The organism is Brevundimonas sp., assembly GCF_031082345.1.
Lineage (GTDB): Bacteria > Pseudomonadota > Alphaproteobacteria > Caulobacterales > Caulobacteraceae > Brevundimonas.
This window is the reverse complement of the sequence record NZ_JAVHLH010000034.1, coordinates 1-16,522: the sequence shown is the minus strand read 5'-3', so window position 1 is coordinate 16,522 and position 16,522 is coordinate 1. Positions and strand designations below refer to the sequence as shown.

Below are 16,522 nucleotides of genomic sequence, written 5' to 3'. Positions count from 1 at the left end.
GATGGCCGCGCGCGGCCATCAGCTCGGCGACGATGGCGAACTCCAGCGGCGACAGGTCGATCTGCCGGCTCTCGCCCGCGGCGGCCTCGAATTTCAGAGTGCGGGCACCCGGCGACAGGCGAAACGGTCCGTTGACCAGCTCGGCGCCCGCCGGCCGGGCCCGGCCCGACGCCCGCCGCAGCTGGGCGGCGATGCGCGCCACCAGTTCCTCGTCGCCGACCGGCTTGGCCAGATAGTCGTCAGCCCCGCCCAGCAGGCCCTCGACCTTCTGCCGCTCGCCACCGAGGGCGGTCAGCATCAGGGCCGGGGCGTCGGCCGAGGTTCCGCCGCCGGCGCGCAGGCGTTTGAGCATCTCCAGCCCGTCCATGCCGGCGGTCAGGCGGTCGAGGATCAGCACGTCATAGGGCGCGCGGGCCGCCGCCTCGAGCGCCGCCTCGCCGGTCTCGAACCGGTCCACGGCCTCGAAGCCGGCCGCGGTCAGCCGTTCCGCGACGTGGTCGGACAGGGCCGGATCGTCCTCCAGCAGCAGGGCGCGTCGACCCGCGAACACCGGGCCTAGGCGGGCGAACGGATCGTCGTCCCGCATCGTCTCCCCGTCTGCGTCTCCGCCGCCGTCCATGTTTCGGTCCACGCTGATCTCCGCCCCGGACGCCACGATAGGACGTCGGGGCTGGATGACAACGCCCGACGCTCCCCCTGCTCTAGGCCTGCGCGCGGGGGACGGGGGCTGATCGTTCCTGACGCCGCCCGTCCCCGTTCAGGCTTCAGTGGCTGTCGTGACCGTGGCCGTCCGCCTCCGCGGCGCCGGCCGCCCAGCCCTCGCCGCCGGTTTCCGCGAACCAGAACGGGGCGCGTGGCCGCTGGCGCGGCGCGATCTCGTTCATGCCGGAGTCGTACACCCGGCCATTGAGCACCGTGTAGGCGACCGAGGTGGTGTTGCGGATGTTCTCCAGCGGGTTGGCGTCCAGCACCACCATGTCGGCCAGCTTGCCGACCTCCAGCGAGCCGATGTCGCCGTCCATGCCCAGGGCCTTGGCGCCGTTCAGGGTGCCGGCGCGGATCGCCTCCAGCGGCTGCATCCCGCCCTGGGTCAGGCTCCACACTTCCCAGTGCGCCGCCAGGCCTTCGCGCTGGCCGTGGGCGCCGATCTGGACGGTGACGCCCTCGGCGGCCAGACGGGTCGCCTCGCGGGCCACCGAGATGTGGTTCCACTCATTGTCCGGCGCCGTGACCGGGCGCCGGGCGCGAGCGTCGAGGATGCGGCGCGGCACATACTGGGTCAGGATCGGATCGTTCCAGACCTCGCTCTCCTGGTACCAGTAGTTCTCGCCGTAGCTGCCGCCATAGGCGACCACGATGGTCGGGTTGTAGGCGACGTTGGTCTGGCGCCACAGCTGGTGGACGTCGTCGTACAGATTGGCCAGCGGGATCGCGTGCTCGATGGTGGTGTGGCCGTCGACGATCATCGACATGTTGTGCTGGAACAGCGAGCCGCCCTCCGGCACGACCATCATGTTCAGCTGCCGCGCCGCTTCGATGACCTGCTGGCGCTGCTCGCGGCGGGGCTGGTTGTAGCTCTTGACGCTCCACGCCCCGGCCGCCTGCATCCGCCGCAGCGTCGACAGGGCGTCGTCGAGGTCGTCGACCTGGGCCGTGAAGGCGGTGGTCGCTCCGTACAGGATGGTCCCGGTCGAGAAGACGCGCGGGGCCACGACGCGGCCGGCGCGGGCCAGTTCGCTGTGGGCGAAGATCTCGCTGGTGTCCGCGGACGGGTTGTGGATCGTGGTCACCCCGAAGGCCAGCGAGGCGTAGTCGACCCAGCTCTGCTCGGGGATGATCTCGTCCGAACCCATGGCCCCGTGCCAGTGGGTGTCGATCAGGCCGGGCATGATGGTCTTGCCGGTCATGTCGAGGGTCGGAATGCCCGCCGGGATCGTCATGCTGGCGGTCGAACCGATGGCCTCGATGCGGTTGCCGTCGACGACGATGATTCCGTTCTCGATCACCTCGGCGCCGTTCATGGTGATCAGCCGCGCCCCGACCAGGGCCATGCGGCCCTGCGGACGATCCGTCTCGACGCTGAAGCCGAGATTGACGCCGTGCTCGTCCGGCTTGGGCAGTTCCTCGGGCGCGCCCTCGACGAAGGCGAAGGAGCGGTTCAGGTCGCGGGTGAACAGCTCCGGGCCCTGCGACCAGTGCAGGCTGCGGGAATCGCCCGACCAGCTGAGCCACTCGCCGGAGTCGCGGGTGACCCGGGCCTGCGGCAGGGACTTGCCGTCGGGGCCCACGTTGATAGGCCGGCCCGCCGCCACGAAGGGCGCGACATAGGCGTTGAACCGCTCGGTCCAGCCGATCCAGTTCCCGTCCGGTGAGACGGCGAACTCCGCGGCCCATTCGGAGGTCAGGTGGGTCCGTTCGTCGGATCCGTCCAGATCGACCGAGATCAGGGTGCGCTTGTCGCCGTCGCGGCTGGTGAGGAACAGGCGGTCGCCGTCGGCGCCGAACTGGGGATGGGCCCCCTCGTCGGTGATCAGGACCGCCTCGCCGCCCGCGGCGGGGACGCGGTAGACGCCGGGCTCCCGGCTCCACAGGGCGGTGGTCAGGAAGCCGTCATTGACCTTGCGATAGACGATGGTGCGGCCGTCCGGCGAGAAGGTCGGCTCGATGTAGTGGCCCGGGCGGCTGGTCACGACCCGCCCGGCGCCCCCCGAGGCGGGGACCACCCGGACCGACCCCAGGTCCTGGTCGTCCCAGGTCGTGTAGACGATCGAGCGACCGTCCCGGGACCAGTTCGGATAGAGCTCGAAATGGTCGCCCTGACGGGTCAGGCGGCGCGCCTGTCCGGTCGGCAGGTCGCGGATCCACAGTTGGCCCAGCGCCTCGAACACCACCTTCGAACCGTCCGGCGAGGGGCGGGCCCAGCGCACCATCTTCACATCGAAGCTGTCGGGCGCGACCTGGACGGGGAAGCGGACGGCGTCCTGCACCCGCCGGGTGTCGGCGACATGGAAGGGGATGTCGGACACCGTCCCCGAGGCGACCTCGACCCGCTGGATCCGGCCGTCGGCCCAGAACACGATGGAGCGGTTGTCGGGCGTCCAGCTGATGGCCGGATAGACGCCGTGGACGGCCCAGGTCTCCTGCAGGTCGCGGTCGAGGCCGGAGAAGACCGGGGTCTCGCGCCCGGACTCGATGTCCATCACATAGAGGACCGACTGGTAGCGGACGCGCCGGATGAAGGCGATCGACTTGCCGTCGGGCGAGGGCGTCGGGCGAATCGAGCCGCCCGGGCCGGTGATGTAGGGATCGACCTCGCCGGTCTCGCGGTCGAGGCGGCGGATGATGTAGATCTGGCCGTTGACGTCCTTCGAATATTCGAAGGTGTTCCCCGGCGTCGCGTCGTCGCTGAAATAGAGATAGCGGCCGTCCGGCGAGAAGGCGGGCTCGCCCGTGTCCTTCTGCTGGGTGCGCCGCTCCGTCATCTGCACGCCGCCGCCGCCGGTGCGGTGGTACATCCACAGTTCTCCGGCCCCCAGCGAGCGGGCCGAGGTGAAGTGTTTCCGCGCGACGATGAACTGGCCGTCCGGCGTCCACTCCGGCTGGTTCAGCAGGCGGAAGGATTCCTTCGAAACCTGGACGGGGTTGGACCCGTCAGCGTCCATGATCCAGATGTTGTCGCCCCCGGCGCGGTCCGAGGTGAAGGCGATGTGGCGGCCGTCGGGCGACCATTTCGGCTGCATGTCCCAGGCCACGCCGCTGGCGATGGCCCGCGCCTCCCCGCCCGAGACCGGCATGACATAGATGTCGCCCAGCATGTCGAACACGAGGGTGCGGCCGTCCGGACTGACGTCGACGGACATCCAGGTGCCGCGGGTCACGTCGATGGGGATGTCGCGCGACGGTCCGGGCGGGTTCTGCACATCCCATTTGGGCGTCTCGTCCGACGCGGCGGCGACGGCGGGCGCGGCCTGGGAATCGGGCTGCGCCTGTTCCTCGACCGGCGCCGGAACGGGCGGGCCCGCGATCGGCGAGACGGGTTCCGGCGTCTGGGCCATGGCCGGGCAGGCGAGCGCCAGCAGTGCGGCCGTAGCCAGGAGTTCGCGCTTCATGTCTCTGATCCCCGAATATCCGGACGTCTTGCGCCGACCGCCGGCTGACGCGTCCTCGTCGAGCGCGCAGTGAGCCTTGTCAGAGGGCGGAAGTCCAGTCGTGCGGGGAGCGTCAGGCTGCCGCGTCGTGGATGTAGTCCCGGGTCAGCGGTACGGCGTCGACCCGTTTCGACAGCTGGATCTGGAACACCATGCAGCCGCGATGGCGGAAGGCGACCTCGCTGAGGCAGAGGTAGAACTCCCACATCCGGCAGAAGCGGTCGTCGTAGAGGGTGGCGATCTCGGCCCGGTTCGTCTCGAATCGCTCGCGCCAGGCCTTCAGCGTCTCGGCGTAGTGAAGGCGCAGGATCTCGATGTCGGTGACCCACAATCCGGCCCGCTCGATGGCCGGCAGGATCTCCGACAGGGCCGGGGTGTAGCCGCCGGGGAAGATGTATTTGCCGATCCAGGGCTGGTTGCTGACCGAGACGCGGTTCTGGCCGATGGCGTGCACGACCGCCACGCCGTCCTCGGTCAGAAGGCGCGCGATGGCGTCGAAATAGGCCTGGTAGTTCGGGACGCCGACGTGCTCGAACATGCCGACCGAGACAATGCGGTCGAAGGTCTCCTCGACATCGCGGTAGTCCTGCCGCCGGAACTCGACGCGGTCGGCGAGGCCGCGCGACTGCGCCCGCTCGCGCGCGACGGCGAGCTGTTCGCCGGACAGGGTGACGCCGGTGACGCGGGCGCCCGCATCCTCGGCCAGGGTCATGGCCAGACCGCCCCAACCGCAGCCGATGTCGAGCACGGTCTGACCCGGCTCCAGCAGCAATTTGGCGGCGAGGTGGCGCTTCTTGGCGACCTGGGCCTCGTCGAGGCCCATCCCGGGGCGTTCGAAATAGGCGCAGGAATACTGCAGGTCGGCGTCGAGGAAGCGCCGGTAGAGGTCAAGCGACAGGTCGTAGTGATGGGCCACGTTGCGTCGCGCGGCGGCCCGGTCGTTGGCCTGTTCGATGCGACGCCACAGGCGCGCCAGCCGGCCTCGCCGGGGCGGCGGCCGCAGGGACAGGTTGCCTCCGACGAGGTCCAGCAGATTCCACAGCGTCCCCTGCTCCAGGGTCACGTCGCCGTCCATCCAGGCCTCGCCCAGCCCGAGACCCGGATAGAGCGCCAGGCGCCAGGCCGTGCGGTTGTCGCGCAGCCGGATCCGGACCGGCTCTCCAGCCCCGTCGCCGGCTTGCAGGACTTCGCCGGAGGGCAGGGCCACGGTCAGCGAACCGGTGCGGATCAGCCGCTTCAGCAGGCGCCCGAGGGCGGCCGCGGTCAGACTCTCGAAGGGGCGGCGGGCCGGCCGTGCCTGGCCGCCCGACCTGACCGGCTGGCTGGCGATCCATGAGGCTTGCGAGCTCATGTCTTCCTCCATCGCGACCGATGACGGGATTAACCTACCACAGGCTGTGATCGCCCGTCGGCTTCGAGGGAAGGTCGGGCGGAGCTCTCCGAAAGCGCCGCTGGAAGAGATGGGCTGACCGCGGCCGCCTCACCCTCTATCTAGACTCGCCCCCCGGCCCCGCCGCGCCGTGCTGAAGGACCCGCCATGACCGACACGCTTGAACTGTCCCACTGGATCGATGGGGAGAAGGTGTCGGCCGACCGGCCGTCCGAGAGCCTCAATCCCTCCGACACGCGGGATCTTGTGGCCCGCATCCCCGACGGAGGCGTGGACGAGGTCGCCGCCGCCGTGGCCGCGGCGAAGGCGGCCTTCCCGGCCTGGTCCGAGGCCTCGCCCGAGGTGCGCTCCGACATCCTCGATCGGGCCGGGACCCTGGTCATGGAGCGGCGCGAGTCGCTCGGCCGCCTGCTGTCGCGCGAGGAGGGCAAGACCCTGGCCGAGGGGATCGGCGAGACGGTCCGGGCCGGGCGTATCCTGAAGTATTTCGCCGGCGAGGCCCTGCGCCTGCACGGCCAGAACCTCGCCTCGGTGCGGCCGGGAGTGGAGATCCAGACCTACCGCCAGCCCGTCGGCGTGTTCGGCCTGATCACCCCGTGGAACTTTCCCGTCGCCATCCCGGCGTGGAAGGCGGCGCCGGCCCTGGCCTTCGGCAATACGGTGGTGATGAAGCCCGCCGGTCCGACCCCGGCGACGGCGGAGGCCCTGGTCGCCATCCTGCACGAGGCCGGCCTGCCCAAGGGCGTGCTGAACCTGGTCATCGGGCGCGGCGGGGTCGGCCAGGCCATCGTCGACCATCCGGATGTGGCCGGGGTCTCCTTCACCGGCTCGCAGGGCGTCGGCGCCGGCGTGGCCGCCGGAGCGGTCAAACGTCAGGCGCGGGTGCAACTGGAGATGGGCGGCAAGAACCCGCTGATCGTGCTCGACGACGCCGATCTGGAGCGGGCGGTGATGATCGCCCTCGACGGCTCCTACTACGCCACCGGCCAGCGCTGCACCGCCTCCAGCCGCCTGATCGTCCAGGACGGGATCCACGACCGGTTCGTCGCCGCCCTGGCGGAGAAGGTGGCGGCGCTGCGCGTCGGCGATGCGCTGGACCCGAACACCCAGATCGGGCCGGCGGTCAGCGAGGACCAGCGCGAGACCTCCTACCGCTACATCGAGATCGCGCGCCAGGAAGGCGGCCGCGTCGCTGCCGGCGGCGGGCGGCTGCAGCTCGAAACGCCCGGCTGGTACGTCCAGCCGACCCTGATCGCCGACACCGACGCCGGCAGCCGGATCAACAATGAGGAGGTCTTCGGCCCCGTCGCCTCGACCATCCGGGTCAAGGATTATGAGCAGGCGCTCGAGATCGCCAACGGCGTCGAGTTCGGCCTGTCCGCCGGGATCGTCACCAGCTCGCTGAAGCACGCCCGCGATTTCCAGCGGCGGGCGAAGGCCGGGATGACCATGGTCAATCTGCCGACCGCCGGGGTCGACTATCATGTGCCCTTCGGCGGCTCGAAATCGTCCAGCTACGGCCCGCGCGAGCAGGGCTTCGGCGCCGTCGAGTTCTTCACCCAGACCAAGACCGCCTACTCCGCCGGCTGACTCCGCCGTGAACCCCGTGGCGGGCGCGGCGTTGAACGATGAAAGGAGACTTTCATGGGCAGAGCAAATCCGGTTTCCCGCCAGGCCGAGGCCGACTCCGGGAGGACCCGCGACGACGACCTCAGCGATGTCGAACTCGTCATCCGTCGCGCCCGGGCCGGCGACCTGACCGAAAACGAGGCCTTCGAGGACATCGAACGGATCGTGCTCCGCCGCGACCCCATAGACGCCTACCGGAAGTCCTGGAGCCACGACGCCTAGGTTTCGAACCGGCCGCGCCGTTCAGTCTGTGAAGCCGAGAGAAGATCTCAGGGCCTGGAGTTCCTCAACAATGGCCCCGCTCGCCGTTCCCGGCTGGCTGGACTGCTCGTGGACCACCGCCAGTGCACGCAGGTGAACACGCAGGGCGTCGGTGTGCCATATCCCCCGCGTGACGAGGCCGTCGAGCATGACGCATATGCCGCGGGCGACGGCGCCGACGGCGTCCAGCCCAGCGGCCTCCGCCACCTCGGCGATGTTCGTCGCCGGCTCCCCGATGGCCTGACAACCGCCGAACAGCGCCTCCTCCGGCTGTTCGGCCCAGGTGGAGAGGTGAGCGACCTTCCCGGCCACGAAGCTGGCGATACGATCAGCGAGGAGGGCGACCCGCGCATCGGCCTCGGACACCAGAAGGTCGACCGTGGGCCCGTCCCGGGAAACCAGGGCCTCGGAAATGCGATTCCGGACCGCATAAACCCGCGCTTCGCTCATGACGTCTCCTAGCCGAACAGGGCTGAAATATCGTCCTGGGACATGGCCCGCTCCGGGTCGTCGGTCAGGGCGAGCGCGTCTCTCCGACGTTCCGGCATTTCGGGCGACAGGGGGGTGTTCCGAATCCGGCGGTCCGGTCCGCAATAGCTCTCCGACTCCACGAAATGGCGGGTGTCGCGCGCGATCCATTCGATGCGGCTCAGCAGGATCGCCGGGGCCACCGGCTTCCTCACGATCATGTTGGCTCCGGCGTCCCGCGCCTGAATGACCATGTGCTCCGGCGTGTAGCCGTGCAGGATAAGGATCGGCGCCGTGTGGTTGGGCATCGAGGGCTCGGACCGGATGTGGCGGGCCAGCTCCAGGCCGTCCTCTCCAGGCATCGCGAAGTCGATGAGGATCAGGTCAAATTTGTCGTGGGCGACGAGGAACCGGGCCTCCTCGGCGGACTGGCAGGATTTCAGCTGTCCCAGCCGGAACCCCGAGAGAATCTGCGAGAGCAGCTCCAGCGACTGGGGGTTGTCGTCGACCACCAGGGCCTTCGTCTTGCGCAAGTCCATCCGGATGCCGAAACTCGCCATGTCCGGGCTCGCTCAATCGCGCCGGGGCGCCGCTAGGGTTCAAGCAGAAGGCGGTCGGCGGCCGCCTGGTCGAGCCCCTGTTGCGGGAGGCCGGGCCCGTTCAGGAGAGGGTCCGACCGGGCGGCGGTCGCATCCCCGTCGGCCAGCGTGGCGCGCAGCTGCTCCAGACGCTGCCCCGTGAGATCCTGGAACGCGCAGTTCTCAAGGATCTGCATCAGATGTCGCTCGAGCCTTTCCGCCGCGGCTGCGTCACTGATTGTGGAAAGTTCCCGAAGTCCGGCGGTGGTGGCGGTCAGGATGGCCTCGACCGCCGTTTCGATCTCCTGCCGGACCACGGACAGGATCTCCTGCGGATCGCCCATGTCAAAGCTCTCCCAGAACGGTGGTGAGTTTCTGCTTCAGAACGGCAAGGGTGAAAGGCTTGATGATGTAGTTGTTCACGCCAGCCTGGCGGGCCGCGACGACGTTTTCAGTCTTGGCTTCCGCCGTGATCATGACGAATGGCGTCGCCTTGGTTCGCGGGTCCGCCCTGACCGCCTTGAGGAGGTCGTATCCCGTCATGGGCGCCATGTTCCAGTCCGACAGGATCAGGCCGTATTCGCTTTGCTGGATCTTTTCGAGCGCGCTGGCGCCGTCCATGGCGTCGTCGATGTTCTGGAAACCCAGCTGCTCGAGCAACCCGCGTACGATTCGGACCATCGTCTTGTAGTCGTCAACGACGAGCACTTTCATAGACTTGTCGACTGCCATCCCGGGGCTCTCGTTGCGGAGACACGGACGTCCCTCGTTACAAGAGGTGTCCACGGATGGATAACAACAGGTTACCGCTCAGGCAGAAATACAAGCCACGGTCGGCGGTTGGCACTACAAAAATTACCTATTTGATGTAAAAACGTGTCTAAAAAAGTCAAAATGATGGCCAAAGCAAGCAATACTATATCTTTCAATTCAAGCGAATGAATTTAGATGACCTGCGGTGGCCTAACAGTGCTTCCAAATTAGAAAGTTATTAACCACACTGCTTCTTCCTCCCAATGGGATGATTTGGGGGTGGGCGTTTGGACGACTTGGTTGCTGACTTTATCGCCGAGACCCGCGAGGGGCTGGAAGCGCTCGACAGCGAATTGGTGCGGTTCGAGCAGCAGCCGGGCGACCCCGCCACCCTCGGCGGCATCTTCAGACTGATTCACACCATCAAGGGCACCTGCGGCTTCCTGGGGCTGGTCCGGCTGCAGACCGTGGCCCACGCGGCGGAGAACGTGCTCGGCGCTTTCCGGGACGGGGTCTTGCCGGTGACGCCGGTGGCGGTGTCGGCCGTCCTCGAGACGGTGGATCTGATCCGGTCCCTGACCGACGCGCTCGGGGCCACGGCGTCCGAACCGGAAGGCGATGATTCTGCGCTGATCGCCCGGCTGGAAGGCCTGCTCGAGACCGCCCTCCCGGCAGCGGCGGATGCGCCGGCCGCGGATGAGACCCCACAGGGCGACGGGGACGCCCGCCGCCTGATCGACCGTCTGGGCGGAGACGCCACCCTCGATGCGGCGGCCGAGGCCACGGTCGGCCGGCTGTCTTCGGACGGCGTCGTCGGAGCCCTGTTCGGGAATGCGGATCCGGACCGGCTCCAGGCCGCGATCCGCGAAAGCCTCGGCGCCCTGGCCCGGAAGGCGGAGCGGGGACGCGGATTCGCAATCGCCCTGTCCGGTTTCGTCGACGTCCCCCTGACGGGGGCGGAGGCTGAAAGGGTGTTCGCCCTGTTCGGGGAATCCCTCGGTGCGCTGGACATCCCCGAGGCCGCCGTCGACCAACTGGCCATGCTGGTCGATTGCGAACCCGCGGAAGCGGCGGAGTCTGCGCCGGAACCGCCCGCGGCGGAGACGGTCGAGGCCGTCGCCGCGCTCGATCCGGCGGCCGTGCCGCCGTCCCGCCCGGAGGCGCCGTCGCCGAAGGGCGAGACCGAGACCGCCGGCCCGGCCCAGACCATCCGGGTCAGCGTCGATGCGCTGGAGCACCTGATGACGGTGGTCAGCGAGCTGGTGCTGATCCGCAACCAGCTGATCCAGACCCTTCGCCTCGAGCCCGAGAGCCCGTTCGCGGCGCCGCTGAACCGGCTCAACCAGGTCACCAGCGAGCTGCAGGAAGGCGTGATGACCACGCGGATGCAGCCGATCAGCGGGGCCTGGGCCAAGCTGCCGCGGCTGGTGCGGGACCTGGCCCAGGACCTCGGCAAGTCGATCGACCTCGTCATGGTCGGACAGGACACCGAACTGGATCGCCAGGTCCTCGAACTGATCAAGGACCCGCTGACCCACATGATCCGCAACGCCGCGGATCACGGGCTGGAGACGCCCGCCGAACGGGCGGCGGCCGGCAAGCCGGAGACCGGGCGGATCACCCTGCAGGCGCGCCACGAGGGCGGCGCGATCGTCATCGAGATTTCCGACGACGGGCGGGGGCTCCCGGCCGACAAGCTCCGCGCCAAGGCGGTGGCGGCCGGCGTCCTGACGCCCCTCCAGGCCGAGCAGATGTCCGATCTCGAGGCGCGGCAGTTGATCTTCCTGCCCGGGCTTTCGACCGCCGCCGAGGTGACCTCCGTGTCCGGTCGGGGCGTCGGGATGGACGTGGTCAGGACCAATATCGAAAAGATCGGCGGGGCGATCGAACTGGCCTCGGTCGAGGGCCGCGGGGCCTGTTTCACCATCCGCATCCCCCTGACCCTGACGATCGTCTCGGCCCTGATCGTGGAATGCTGCGGCGAGCGGTTCGCCATGCCCCAGTCCAGCCTGGTGGAGCTGGTCAGCGCCAGCGACGGCTCGGGACGGACCATCGAATACATCGACGGGGTGGCGGTGCTGAGGCTGCGCGACCGCCTGTTGCCGCTGGTGTCGCTGCAGACGCTGCTGGGCCTCGAGCCCGCGGGCGAGCCGCCGGCCGAAACCTGCATCATCGTGGCGCGGGTCGGCGCCTTCACCTTCGGCGTGATCGTGGACCGGGTCTTCGACACCGAGGAGATCGTGGTCAAGCCGGTCGCCAGCGTCCTGCGGCACCTGAAGCTCTATTCGGGGGCCACCATCCTGGGGGACGGGGCGGTCATCCTGATCCTCGACCTCAAGGGGGTTTCCGTCGAGACGGGCGCGGGCCAGGGCGCCGCCGGGTTGCTGGAAAACGACGACGCCGAGGACGCCGGCCAGCGCCAGGCGATGTCCGCCCTTCTGGTGTTCCGCGCCGCCAACGACACGCTCAAGGCCGCGCCGCTGGCGAGCGTCTCGCGCATCGAGGAGGTCGCGGCCGATCAGATCGAATGGATCGATGGCCGCAGCGTCATCCAGTATCGCGGACGCCTCATGCCGATCATTGGCCCGGACGCGTCCTCGGCGGGCGCCTGGGACGGGCCGGACCAGCGCCCGCTGCTGGTCTTCACCCGGGATGACCGGTCCGTGGGGCTGCTCGTCAACGAGATCGTCGACATCGTCGAGAGCGTGGTCGAGACCGACATGACCGCCGCCGGCGCGGGCGCCCTGGGCGGACTCATCATCGGCGGGGTGGCGACGGAGCTGATCGACGTCTCCTACTACTGGAGCCGGGCTTTCCCCGACGAAGCGCCCGCCGCCCCCGCCGGGGGCGGCGACCGCCGGGCCGAGGCGCCCTCCGCGCCGGCGGTCGAGCCGACGGATCAGACGACCGTCGCGGAGGGCGCCGCCCGGCGACGCCTGCTGCTGGTCGACCAGAGCCCGTTCTCGCAACTCCTGCTCCGGCCCCTGCTGGCCCAGGCGGGATATGAGGTGGTCGTGGCGGAAGACCCGGTCGTGGCGCTCGGCCTCTATGACGCCGGCGAACAGTTCCAGCTGATCATGGCCGACACCTCCAGCCCGGAAAGCGCGCGGCAACTGGCGGCGACGCTGAATCGTGCATCCGGCTGGCACAGAACGCCGCTGCTCAGCCTCGCCGTCCACAACACCATGACGACCGAAGGCGCGGGCGGAATGTCCCATTCAACGCTCCTCGACGCCGTGTCGGGCGCCATGGGCGAACTCAGGGGAGCCGCATGAGCATCCGGGTCGAAAACTCCCTGGTCGCGACCGACTCCTCCGACGGCCTGGTGTCGATCCGGGTCGGCGCCCAGACCTTCGGCGTGCCGGTCCTGTCGGTGCAGGACGTCATTTCAGAGACCCCGATCAACCGGGTGCCTCTCGCCCCGCCGGAGGTGGCGGGATCGCTCAACCTTCGCGGCCGTATCGTCACGGCGGTGGACATGCGCTGTCGCCTGGGCATGGAGCCGCGCGCGCCGGAGGACCGCTCGATGAGCGTGATCGTCGAGCACGGCGGCGAACTCTATGCGCTGGTCGTGGATGACGTCGGCGACGTCCTGTGGCTGGAGCTGGCCGAGCATGAGCCCGGCCCCGTGACGCTTTCGCCGGAATGGCGCGCCGTCTGCACCGGCCTCTATCGCCTCGAGAACGAGCTGCTGCTGGTCCTGAACATCGCCCAGGTCCTGACGCTGACCGGACCCTCAACCCTGGCCGCCTGACAAGAAAACCTCCGCCCAACCCCGCCGACAGCCCGGTCGGCGAGCCCCAGAAGGAACCCGCCATGTCCACCGCCGCCGCCCTCAAAGTGCACGACGACCCCCTGGCTTCCGACGCTCTGCTGGAGGACTACCGGGGGCAGGTCGACGCCATCCGCAAGTCCCAGGCGGTGATCGAGTTCGACCTCGACGGAACGGTCCTCGACGCCAACGACAATTTCCTCAACGCCCTCGGCTATTCGCTGGCCGAGGTTCGCGGCAAGCACCACAGCCTGTTCGTCGATCCAGTCGAGCAGGCGGGCCCCGAGTATCGCGCCTTCTGGGAGCGGCTGGGACGCGGCGAGCACGACGCGGGCCAGTATCGGCGCATCGGCAAGGGTGGCCGCGAGGTGTGGATCCAGGCCAGCTACAACCCCATCATGGACGGCTCGGGCCGGCCCACGAAGGTCGTCAAATACGCGACGGACATCACCCGCATCGTCCAGGAACGGCAGGCGGGCCTGCGGGTCCAGCGCGCCGCGGACACCCTGTCCAGCTCGGTCATGATGGTCGACCGCGACCTGAACATCACCTACGTCAACGAGAGCACCAAGGCGCTGCTCAAGGGCATCGCGCCGGAGATCCGGCTGCTGTGGTCCGACTTCGATCCGGACCGGATCGTCGGCACCTGCATCGATCGCTTCCACAAGGACCCGTCGCACCAGCGCCGCCTGCTCGCCGACCCGTCACGGATGCCCTACGAGACGGACATTCGCGTCGGCAGCCTGCTTATCCACCTCTGTGTGAACGCCACCTATGACGAGCAGGGAAACCACGTCGGCAACTCCCTGGAGTGGGCCAATGTGACGGAGATCCGCGCGGCCGAAGCGCTGAACACCGATCTGGCCAACCAGATGGCGGCGATCAGCAAGGCCCAGGCGGTGATCGAGTTCTCCATGGACGGCCGGGTCGTGACCGCGAACCCCAACTTCCTGAAGACCCTCGGCTACAGCCTGGAAGAGATCCAGGGCCAGCATCACAGCATGTTCCTGGCGCCGGCCGAGCGTAACACGCCCGAGTACCGCGCCTTCTGGGAGAAGCTGAACCGCGGGGAGCACGACAGCAACCAGTACAAGCGGATCACCAAGGATGGGTCCGAGGTGTGGATCCAGGCCAGCTACAACCCGATCTGCGACGCCTCCGGCAAGCCGATGAAGGTGATGAAGTACGCCTCGGACATCACCACGCAGCGCAAGATCGCCGAGCGGGTCAAGGAGATCTCCAACATCGTCTCCTCCGCCTCCACGGAGATGCGCGCGACGGCCGAGGCCATGGCCGAGACCGCCGCGGAGGCGACCAACCAGGCGGCCGCGGTCGCCAGTGCGGCCCAGGTGGCGTCCAGCAACGTCCAGACCGTCTCGGCGGCGGGGGAGGAGCTCTCGGCCTCGATTTCGGAGATCGCCCGGCAGGTCGCCGAGTCCACCAACATCACCCAGCGGGCCGTGTCGGAGACGGACACCACCAAGGCGGCCATCCAGACCCTGGCGGAGGCGGCCCAGAAGATCGGCAACGTGGTCACCCTGATCAACAACATCGCCGGCCAGACCAAGCTGCTCGCGCTGAACGCCACGATCGAGGCGGCCCGCGCCGGAGACGCCGGCAAGGGCTTCGCGGTGGTGGCGTCCGAGGTGAAGAGCCTCAGCGACCAGACCGCCAAGGCCACGCACGAGATCTCCTCGGAGGTCTCGGCCATGCAGGCGGCGACGAGCACCTCGGTCTCCGCCATCCAGGGCATCGCGGACACGATCGGCAAGGTCGCCGAGATCGCCTCGGCCATCGCCAGCGCCGTTGAGGAACAGTCCGCCGCCACCGGGGAAATCTCGGCCAATGTGACCGAGGCCGCGGCCAGCACCCAGGAGGTCTCCAGCAACATCCAGGGACTGAACGAGGGCGTGTCCCAGACCAGCGCCGCCTCGGCCCAGCTGCTCACCGCCTCGGCCGAGCTGGCGGTCCAGGCCGAGGCCCTCAGCCGCGAAATGGACGGCCTGCTCTAGACCGGTTCGCGGCCCTATCGATCCGCCGGCCCGCCGCTTCGTCGGCGGGCCGGTTGCGTTTCGGGCGGAAGGAGGCGCTCAGGCGGAGCGGGCCAGGCTGCCGTCGGCAGGGCGGTAGAGTCCGCGCAGCCCCGGGACCGGCTGCACGGCGTCCGAAACGCCCAGCACGGTCTCGGCGCTGCCGAGCAGCAGGGAGCCGTCGACCGCCATCGCGCGCCTGAGCTGATCGAGAATCTGGCGCTTGGTCTCGATGTCGAAATAGATCAGCACATTGCGGCAGAAGATCACGTCGAAGACACCGAGGCCGGACGAACCTTGCAGCAGGTTGTGGGGGCGGAACCGGACCATCTGCTGCAGCTTCGGCGACACGCGCCAGCCGTCCGGTTCCTGCGTGAACCAGCGCGCCTGGCGCTCCGCAGAGAGGCCCCGTTTGACCTCGAAGTCATTGTACAGGCCCGCGCTCGCCTTGCGCAGGATGGGCTCGGACATGTCCGTGGCGAGGATTTCCAGCTTCCAGCCCGCCAGCCGGTGTCCCATCTCCATCAGGATCATGGCGACGGAATAGGGCTCCTGACCGCTGGAGCAGGCGGCGCACCAGATGCGCAGGGTGCGCTGGGTCTGCCGGGCGGCGATCAGCGGCGGCAGGACCGAGTCCGCCAGCTGTTCGAAGGGGGCGGCGTCCCGGAAGAAATAGGATTCGTGGGTCGCCATGACGTCGACCGCCTGCTGCACAAGGGCCTCCGACGCGCCGATCCGGAGCACGGCGAGCAACTGCGCCACAGTGCCCAGTCCCTCGGTCCGCGCGACCGGGGCCAGACGGCTGGACACGAGATAGGCCTTCTCGGGGGTCAGGACGAGGCCGGACCTCTGCCGCACCAGCCGGCAGAAATGATCGTAGTCCGGTCCGGTCATGGCGCCGCTCCGCTGACGCGTCGGACCCAGGGGCCGATCTGGTCGAGCGGCAGGATCCCTCCGGCGAGCCCGGTCGCGGCGGCCGCGCCGGGCATGCCCCAGACCACGCTGGAGGCCTCGTCCTGGACGATGAAATGCCCGCCCGCGCGGGCCAGGGCCTCGCAGCCCTGCGCCCCGTCCGATCCCATGCCGGTCAGAATGACGCCCAGCGCGCCGGCGCCGAACACCCGGGCCGCCGTGCGGAACAGCGGATCGACGGCGGGACGGCAGAAATTCTCGGGCGGGTCCTGGTTCAGGCGCAGGGTCGGCATCGCGCCCTCGCGGGCGACGGTCATGTGCCAGCCGCCGGGCGCGACGTAGCAATGGCCCGGCTTGATCCGGTCGCCGTCCCTGGCCTCCGCGCACGGCCGGTCCCCGGCGCGCGACAGCTGCTCCGCCAGCAGGGCGGTGAAGGTGGGCGGCATGTGCTGGGTCAGGAGGATCGGCTGCTCCACCGCGCCGCGCAGCGCGGCGAACAGTTTCAGCAGGGCCGGCGGGCCGCCGGTCGAGGCGCCGATGAGGATGACGCCCGGCCCGTCCGCCCCGGACCCGCCCGGGCG

14 protein-coding genes are annotated in these 16,522 nt (G+C 69.1%); 5 read left to right on the top strand and 9 right to left on the bottom strand.

The features are described 5' to 3' along the window. The 3 genes from RDU12_RS03915 to RDU12_RS03905 all read right to left on the bottom strand — a co-directional run. Positions 1 to 631, bottom strand: a 631-nt coding sequence (locus tag RDU12_RS03915) for a response regulator transcription factor (protein WP_308684124.1), incomplete at its 3' end; no start/stop codon positions are given. A gap of 133 nt (positions 632 to 764) precedes the next feature. Continuing rightward, positions 765 to 4,109: an amidohydrolase family protein gene (locus tag RDU12_RS03910; RefSeq protein ID WP_300289785.1), complete on the bottom strand. Its 3,345-nt coding sequence runs from the start codon at positions 4,107 to 4,109 to the stop codon at positions 765 to 767. A 112-nt stretch (positions 4,110 to 4,221) separates the two neighbouring features. Beyond that, complete coding sequence (locus RDU12_RS03905; protein ID WP_300289784.1) at positions 4,222 to 5,499, bottom strand: cyclopropane-fatty-acyl-phospholipid synthase family protein; 1,278 nt, start codon at positions 5,497 to 5,499, stop codon at positions 4,222 to 4,224. A gap of 186 nt (positions 5,500 to 5,685) precedes the next feature. Between RDU12_RS03905 and RDU12_RS03900 the strand changes: the two genes are divergently transcribed. Together RDU12_RS03900 and RDU12_RS03895 are read left to right on the top strand one after the other, a co-directional pair. Continuing rightward, the gene (locus RDU12_RS03900) at positions 5,686 to 7,128 is read left to right on the top strand and encodes an aldehyde dehydrogenase family protein (protein ID WP_300289783.1); all 1,443 of its coding nucleotides are present in this window, start codon (positions 5,686 to 5,688) and stop codon (positions 7,126 to 7,128) included. Between the two features lie 54 nt (positions 7,129 to 7,182). After that, positions 7,183 to 7,389, top strand: coding sequence for a hypothetical protein (locus RDU12_RS03895; protein WP_300289781.1), 207 nt, complete (start codon positions 7,183 to 7,185; stop codon positions 7,387 to 7,389). Positions 7,390 to 7,410: 21 nt separating this feature from the next. Here the strand turns inward: RDU12_RS03895 and RDU12_RS03890 are convergent, their stop codons facing one another. From RDU12_RS03890 to RDU12_RS03875, 4 genes are read right to left on the bottom strand one after another with little or no spacing between them, the layout of a single operon-like run. Continuing rightward, positions 7,411 to 7,878, bottom strand: a complete 468-nt coding sequence (locus RDU12_RS03890; protein ID WP_300289780.1) for a hypothetical protein — start codon at positions 7,876 to 7,878, stop codon at positions 7,411 to 7,413. Between the two features lie 8 nt (positions 7,879 to 7,886). Further along, positions 7,887 to 8,456, bottom strand: coding sequence for a response regulator (locus tag RDU12_RS03885; RefSeq protein WP_300289779.1), 570 nt, complete (start codon positions 8,454 to 8,456; stop codon positions 7,887 to 7,889). Between the two features lie 32 nt (positions 8,457 to 8,488). Then, positions 8,489 to 8,818: a hypothetical protein gene (locus RDU12_RS03880; protein WP_300289778.1), complete on the bottom strand. Its 330-nt coding sequence runs from the start codon at positions 8,816 to 8,818 to the stop codon at positions 8,489 to 8,491. A gap of 1 nt (position 8,819) precedes the next feature. Beyond that, complete coding sequence (locus RDU12_RS03875) at positions 8,820 to 9,206, bottom strand: response regulator (RefSeq protein ID WP_366145264.1); 387 nt, start codon at positions 9,204 to 9,206, stop codon at positions 8,820 to 8,822. 317 nt (positions 9,207 to 9,523) lie between these two features. On the opposite strand from RDU12_RS03875, the gene RDU12_RS03870 reads away from it, so the two are divergent. From RDU12_RS03870 to RDU12_RS03860, 3 genes are all read left to right on the top strand, one after another. Next, positions 9,524 to 12,502 (top strand): chemotaxis protein CheW, encoded by a 2,979-nt coding sequence (locus tag RDU12_RS03870; RefSeq protein WP_308684123.1) that lies wholly within the window; start codon positions 9,524 to 9,526, stop codon positions 12,500 to 12,502. Further along, entirely contained in the window at positions 12,499 to 12,981 is a 483-nt protein-coding gene (locus RDU12_RS03865) for a chemotaxis protein CheW (protein ID WP_300291857.1), read from the top strand. Before RDU12_RS03870 ends, RDU12_RS03865 begins: the two co-directional genes overlap by 4 nt. A gap of 62 nt (positions 12,982 to 13,043) precedes the next feature. Then, complete coding sequence (locus RDU12_RS03860; RefSeq protein WP_300291860.1) at positions 13,044 to 15,011, top strand: PAS domain S-box protein; 1,968 nt, start codon at positions 13,044 to 13,046, stop codon at positions 15,009 to 15,011. Positions 15,012 to 15,089: 78 nt separating this feature from the next. Here the strand turns inward: RDU12_RS03860 and RDU12_RS03855 are convergent, their stop codons facing one another. Then, positions 15,090 to 15,923, bottom strand: coding sequence for a protein-glutamate O-methyltransferase CheR (locus tag RDU12_RS03855; RefSeq protein WP_300291862.1), 834 nt, complete (start codon positions 15,921 to 15,923; stop codon positions 15,090 to 15,092). Next, a partial coding sequence (locus RDU12_RS03850) for a CheB methylesterase domain-containing protein (RefSeq protein WP_308684122.1) occupies positions 15,920 to 16,522 on the bottom strand: 603 nt, incomplete at its 5' end. The genes RDU12_RS03855 and RDU12_RS03850, both read right to left, overlap by 4 nt.

Excerpts from the sequence above, each read along its gene's own strand:
- RDU12_RS03910 (WP_300289785.1), bottom strand. The coding sequence starts at position 4,109 with ATGAAGCGCGAACTCCTGGCTACGGCCGCACTGCTGGCGCTCGCCTGC.
- RDU12_RS03905 (WP_300289784.1), bottom strand. The coding sequence starts at position 5,499 with ATGAGCTCGCAAGCCTCATGGATCGCCAGCCAGCCGGTCAGGTCGGGC.
- RDU12_RS03900 (WP_300289783.1), top strand. The coding sequence starts at position 5,686 with ATGACCGACACGCTTGAACTGTCCCACTGGATCGATGGGGAGAAGGTG.
- RDU12_RS03895 (WP_300289781.1), top strand. The coding sequence starts at position 7,183 with ATGGGCAGAGCAAATCCGGTTTCCCGCCAGGCCGAGGCCGACTCCGGG.
- RDU12_RS03890 (WP_300289780.1), bottom strand. The coding sequence starts at position 7,878 with ATGAGCGAAGCGCGGGTTTATGCGGTCCGGAATCGCATTTCCGAGGCC.
- RDU12_RS03885 (WP_300289779.1), bottom strand. The coding sequence starts at position 8,456 with ATGGCGAGTTTCGGCATCCGGATGGACTTGCGCAAGACGAAGGCCCTG.
- RDU12_RS03880 (WP_300289778.1), bottom strand. The coding sequence starts at position 8,818 with ATGGGCGATCCGCAGGAGATCCTGTCCGTGGTCCGGCAGGAGATCGAA.
- RDU12_RS03875 (WP_366145264.1), bottom strand. The coding sequence starts at position 9,206 with ATGGCAGTCGACAAGTCTATGAAAGTGCTCGTCGTTGACGACTACAAG.
- RDU12_RS03865 (WP_300291857.1), top strand. The coding sequence starts at position 12,499 with ATGAGCATCCGGGTCGAAAACTCCCTGGTCGCGACCGACTCCTCCGAC.
- RDU12_RS03860 (WP_300291860.1), top strand. The coding sequence starts at position 13,044 with ATGTCCACCGCCGCCGCCCTCAAAGTGCACGACGACCCCCTGGCTTCC.
- RDU12_RS03855 (WP_300291862.1), bottom strand. The coding sequence starts at position 15,923 with ATGACCGGACCGGACTACGATCATTTCTGCCGGCTGGTGCGGCAGAGG.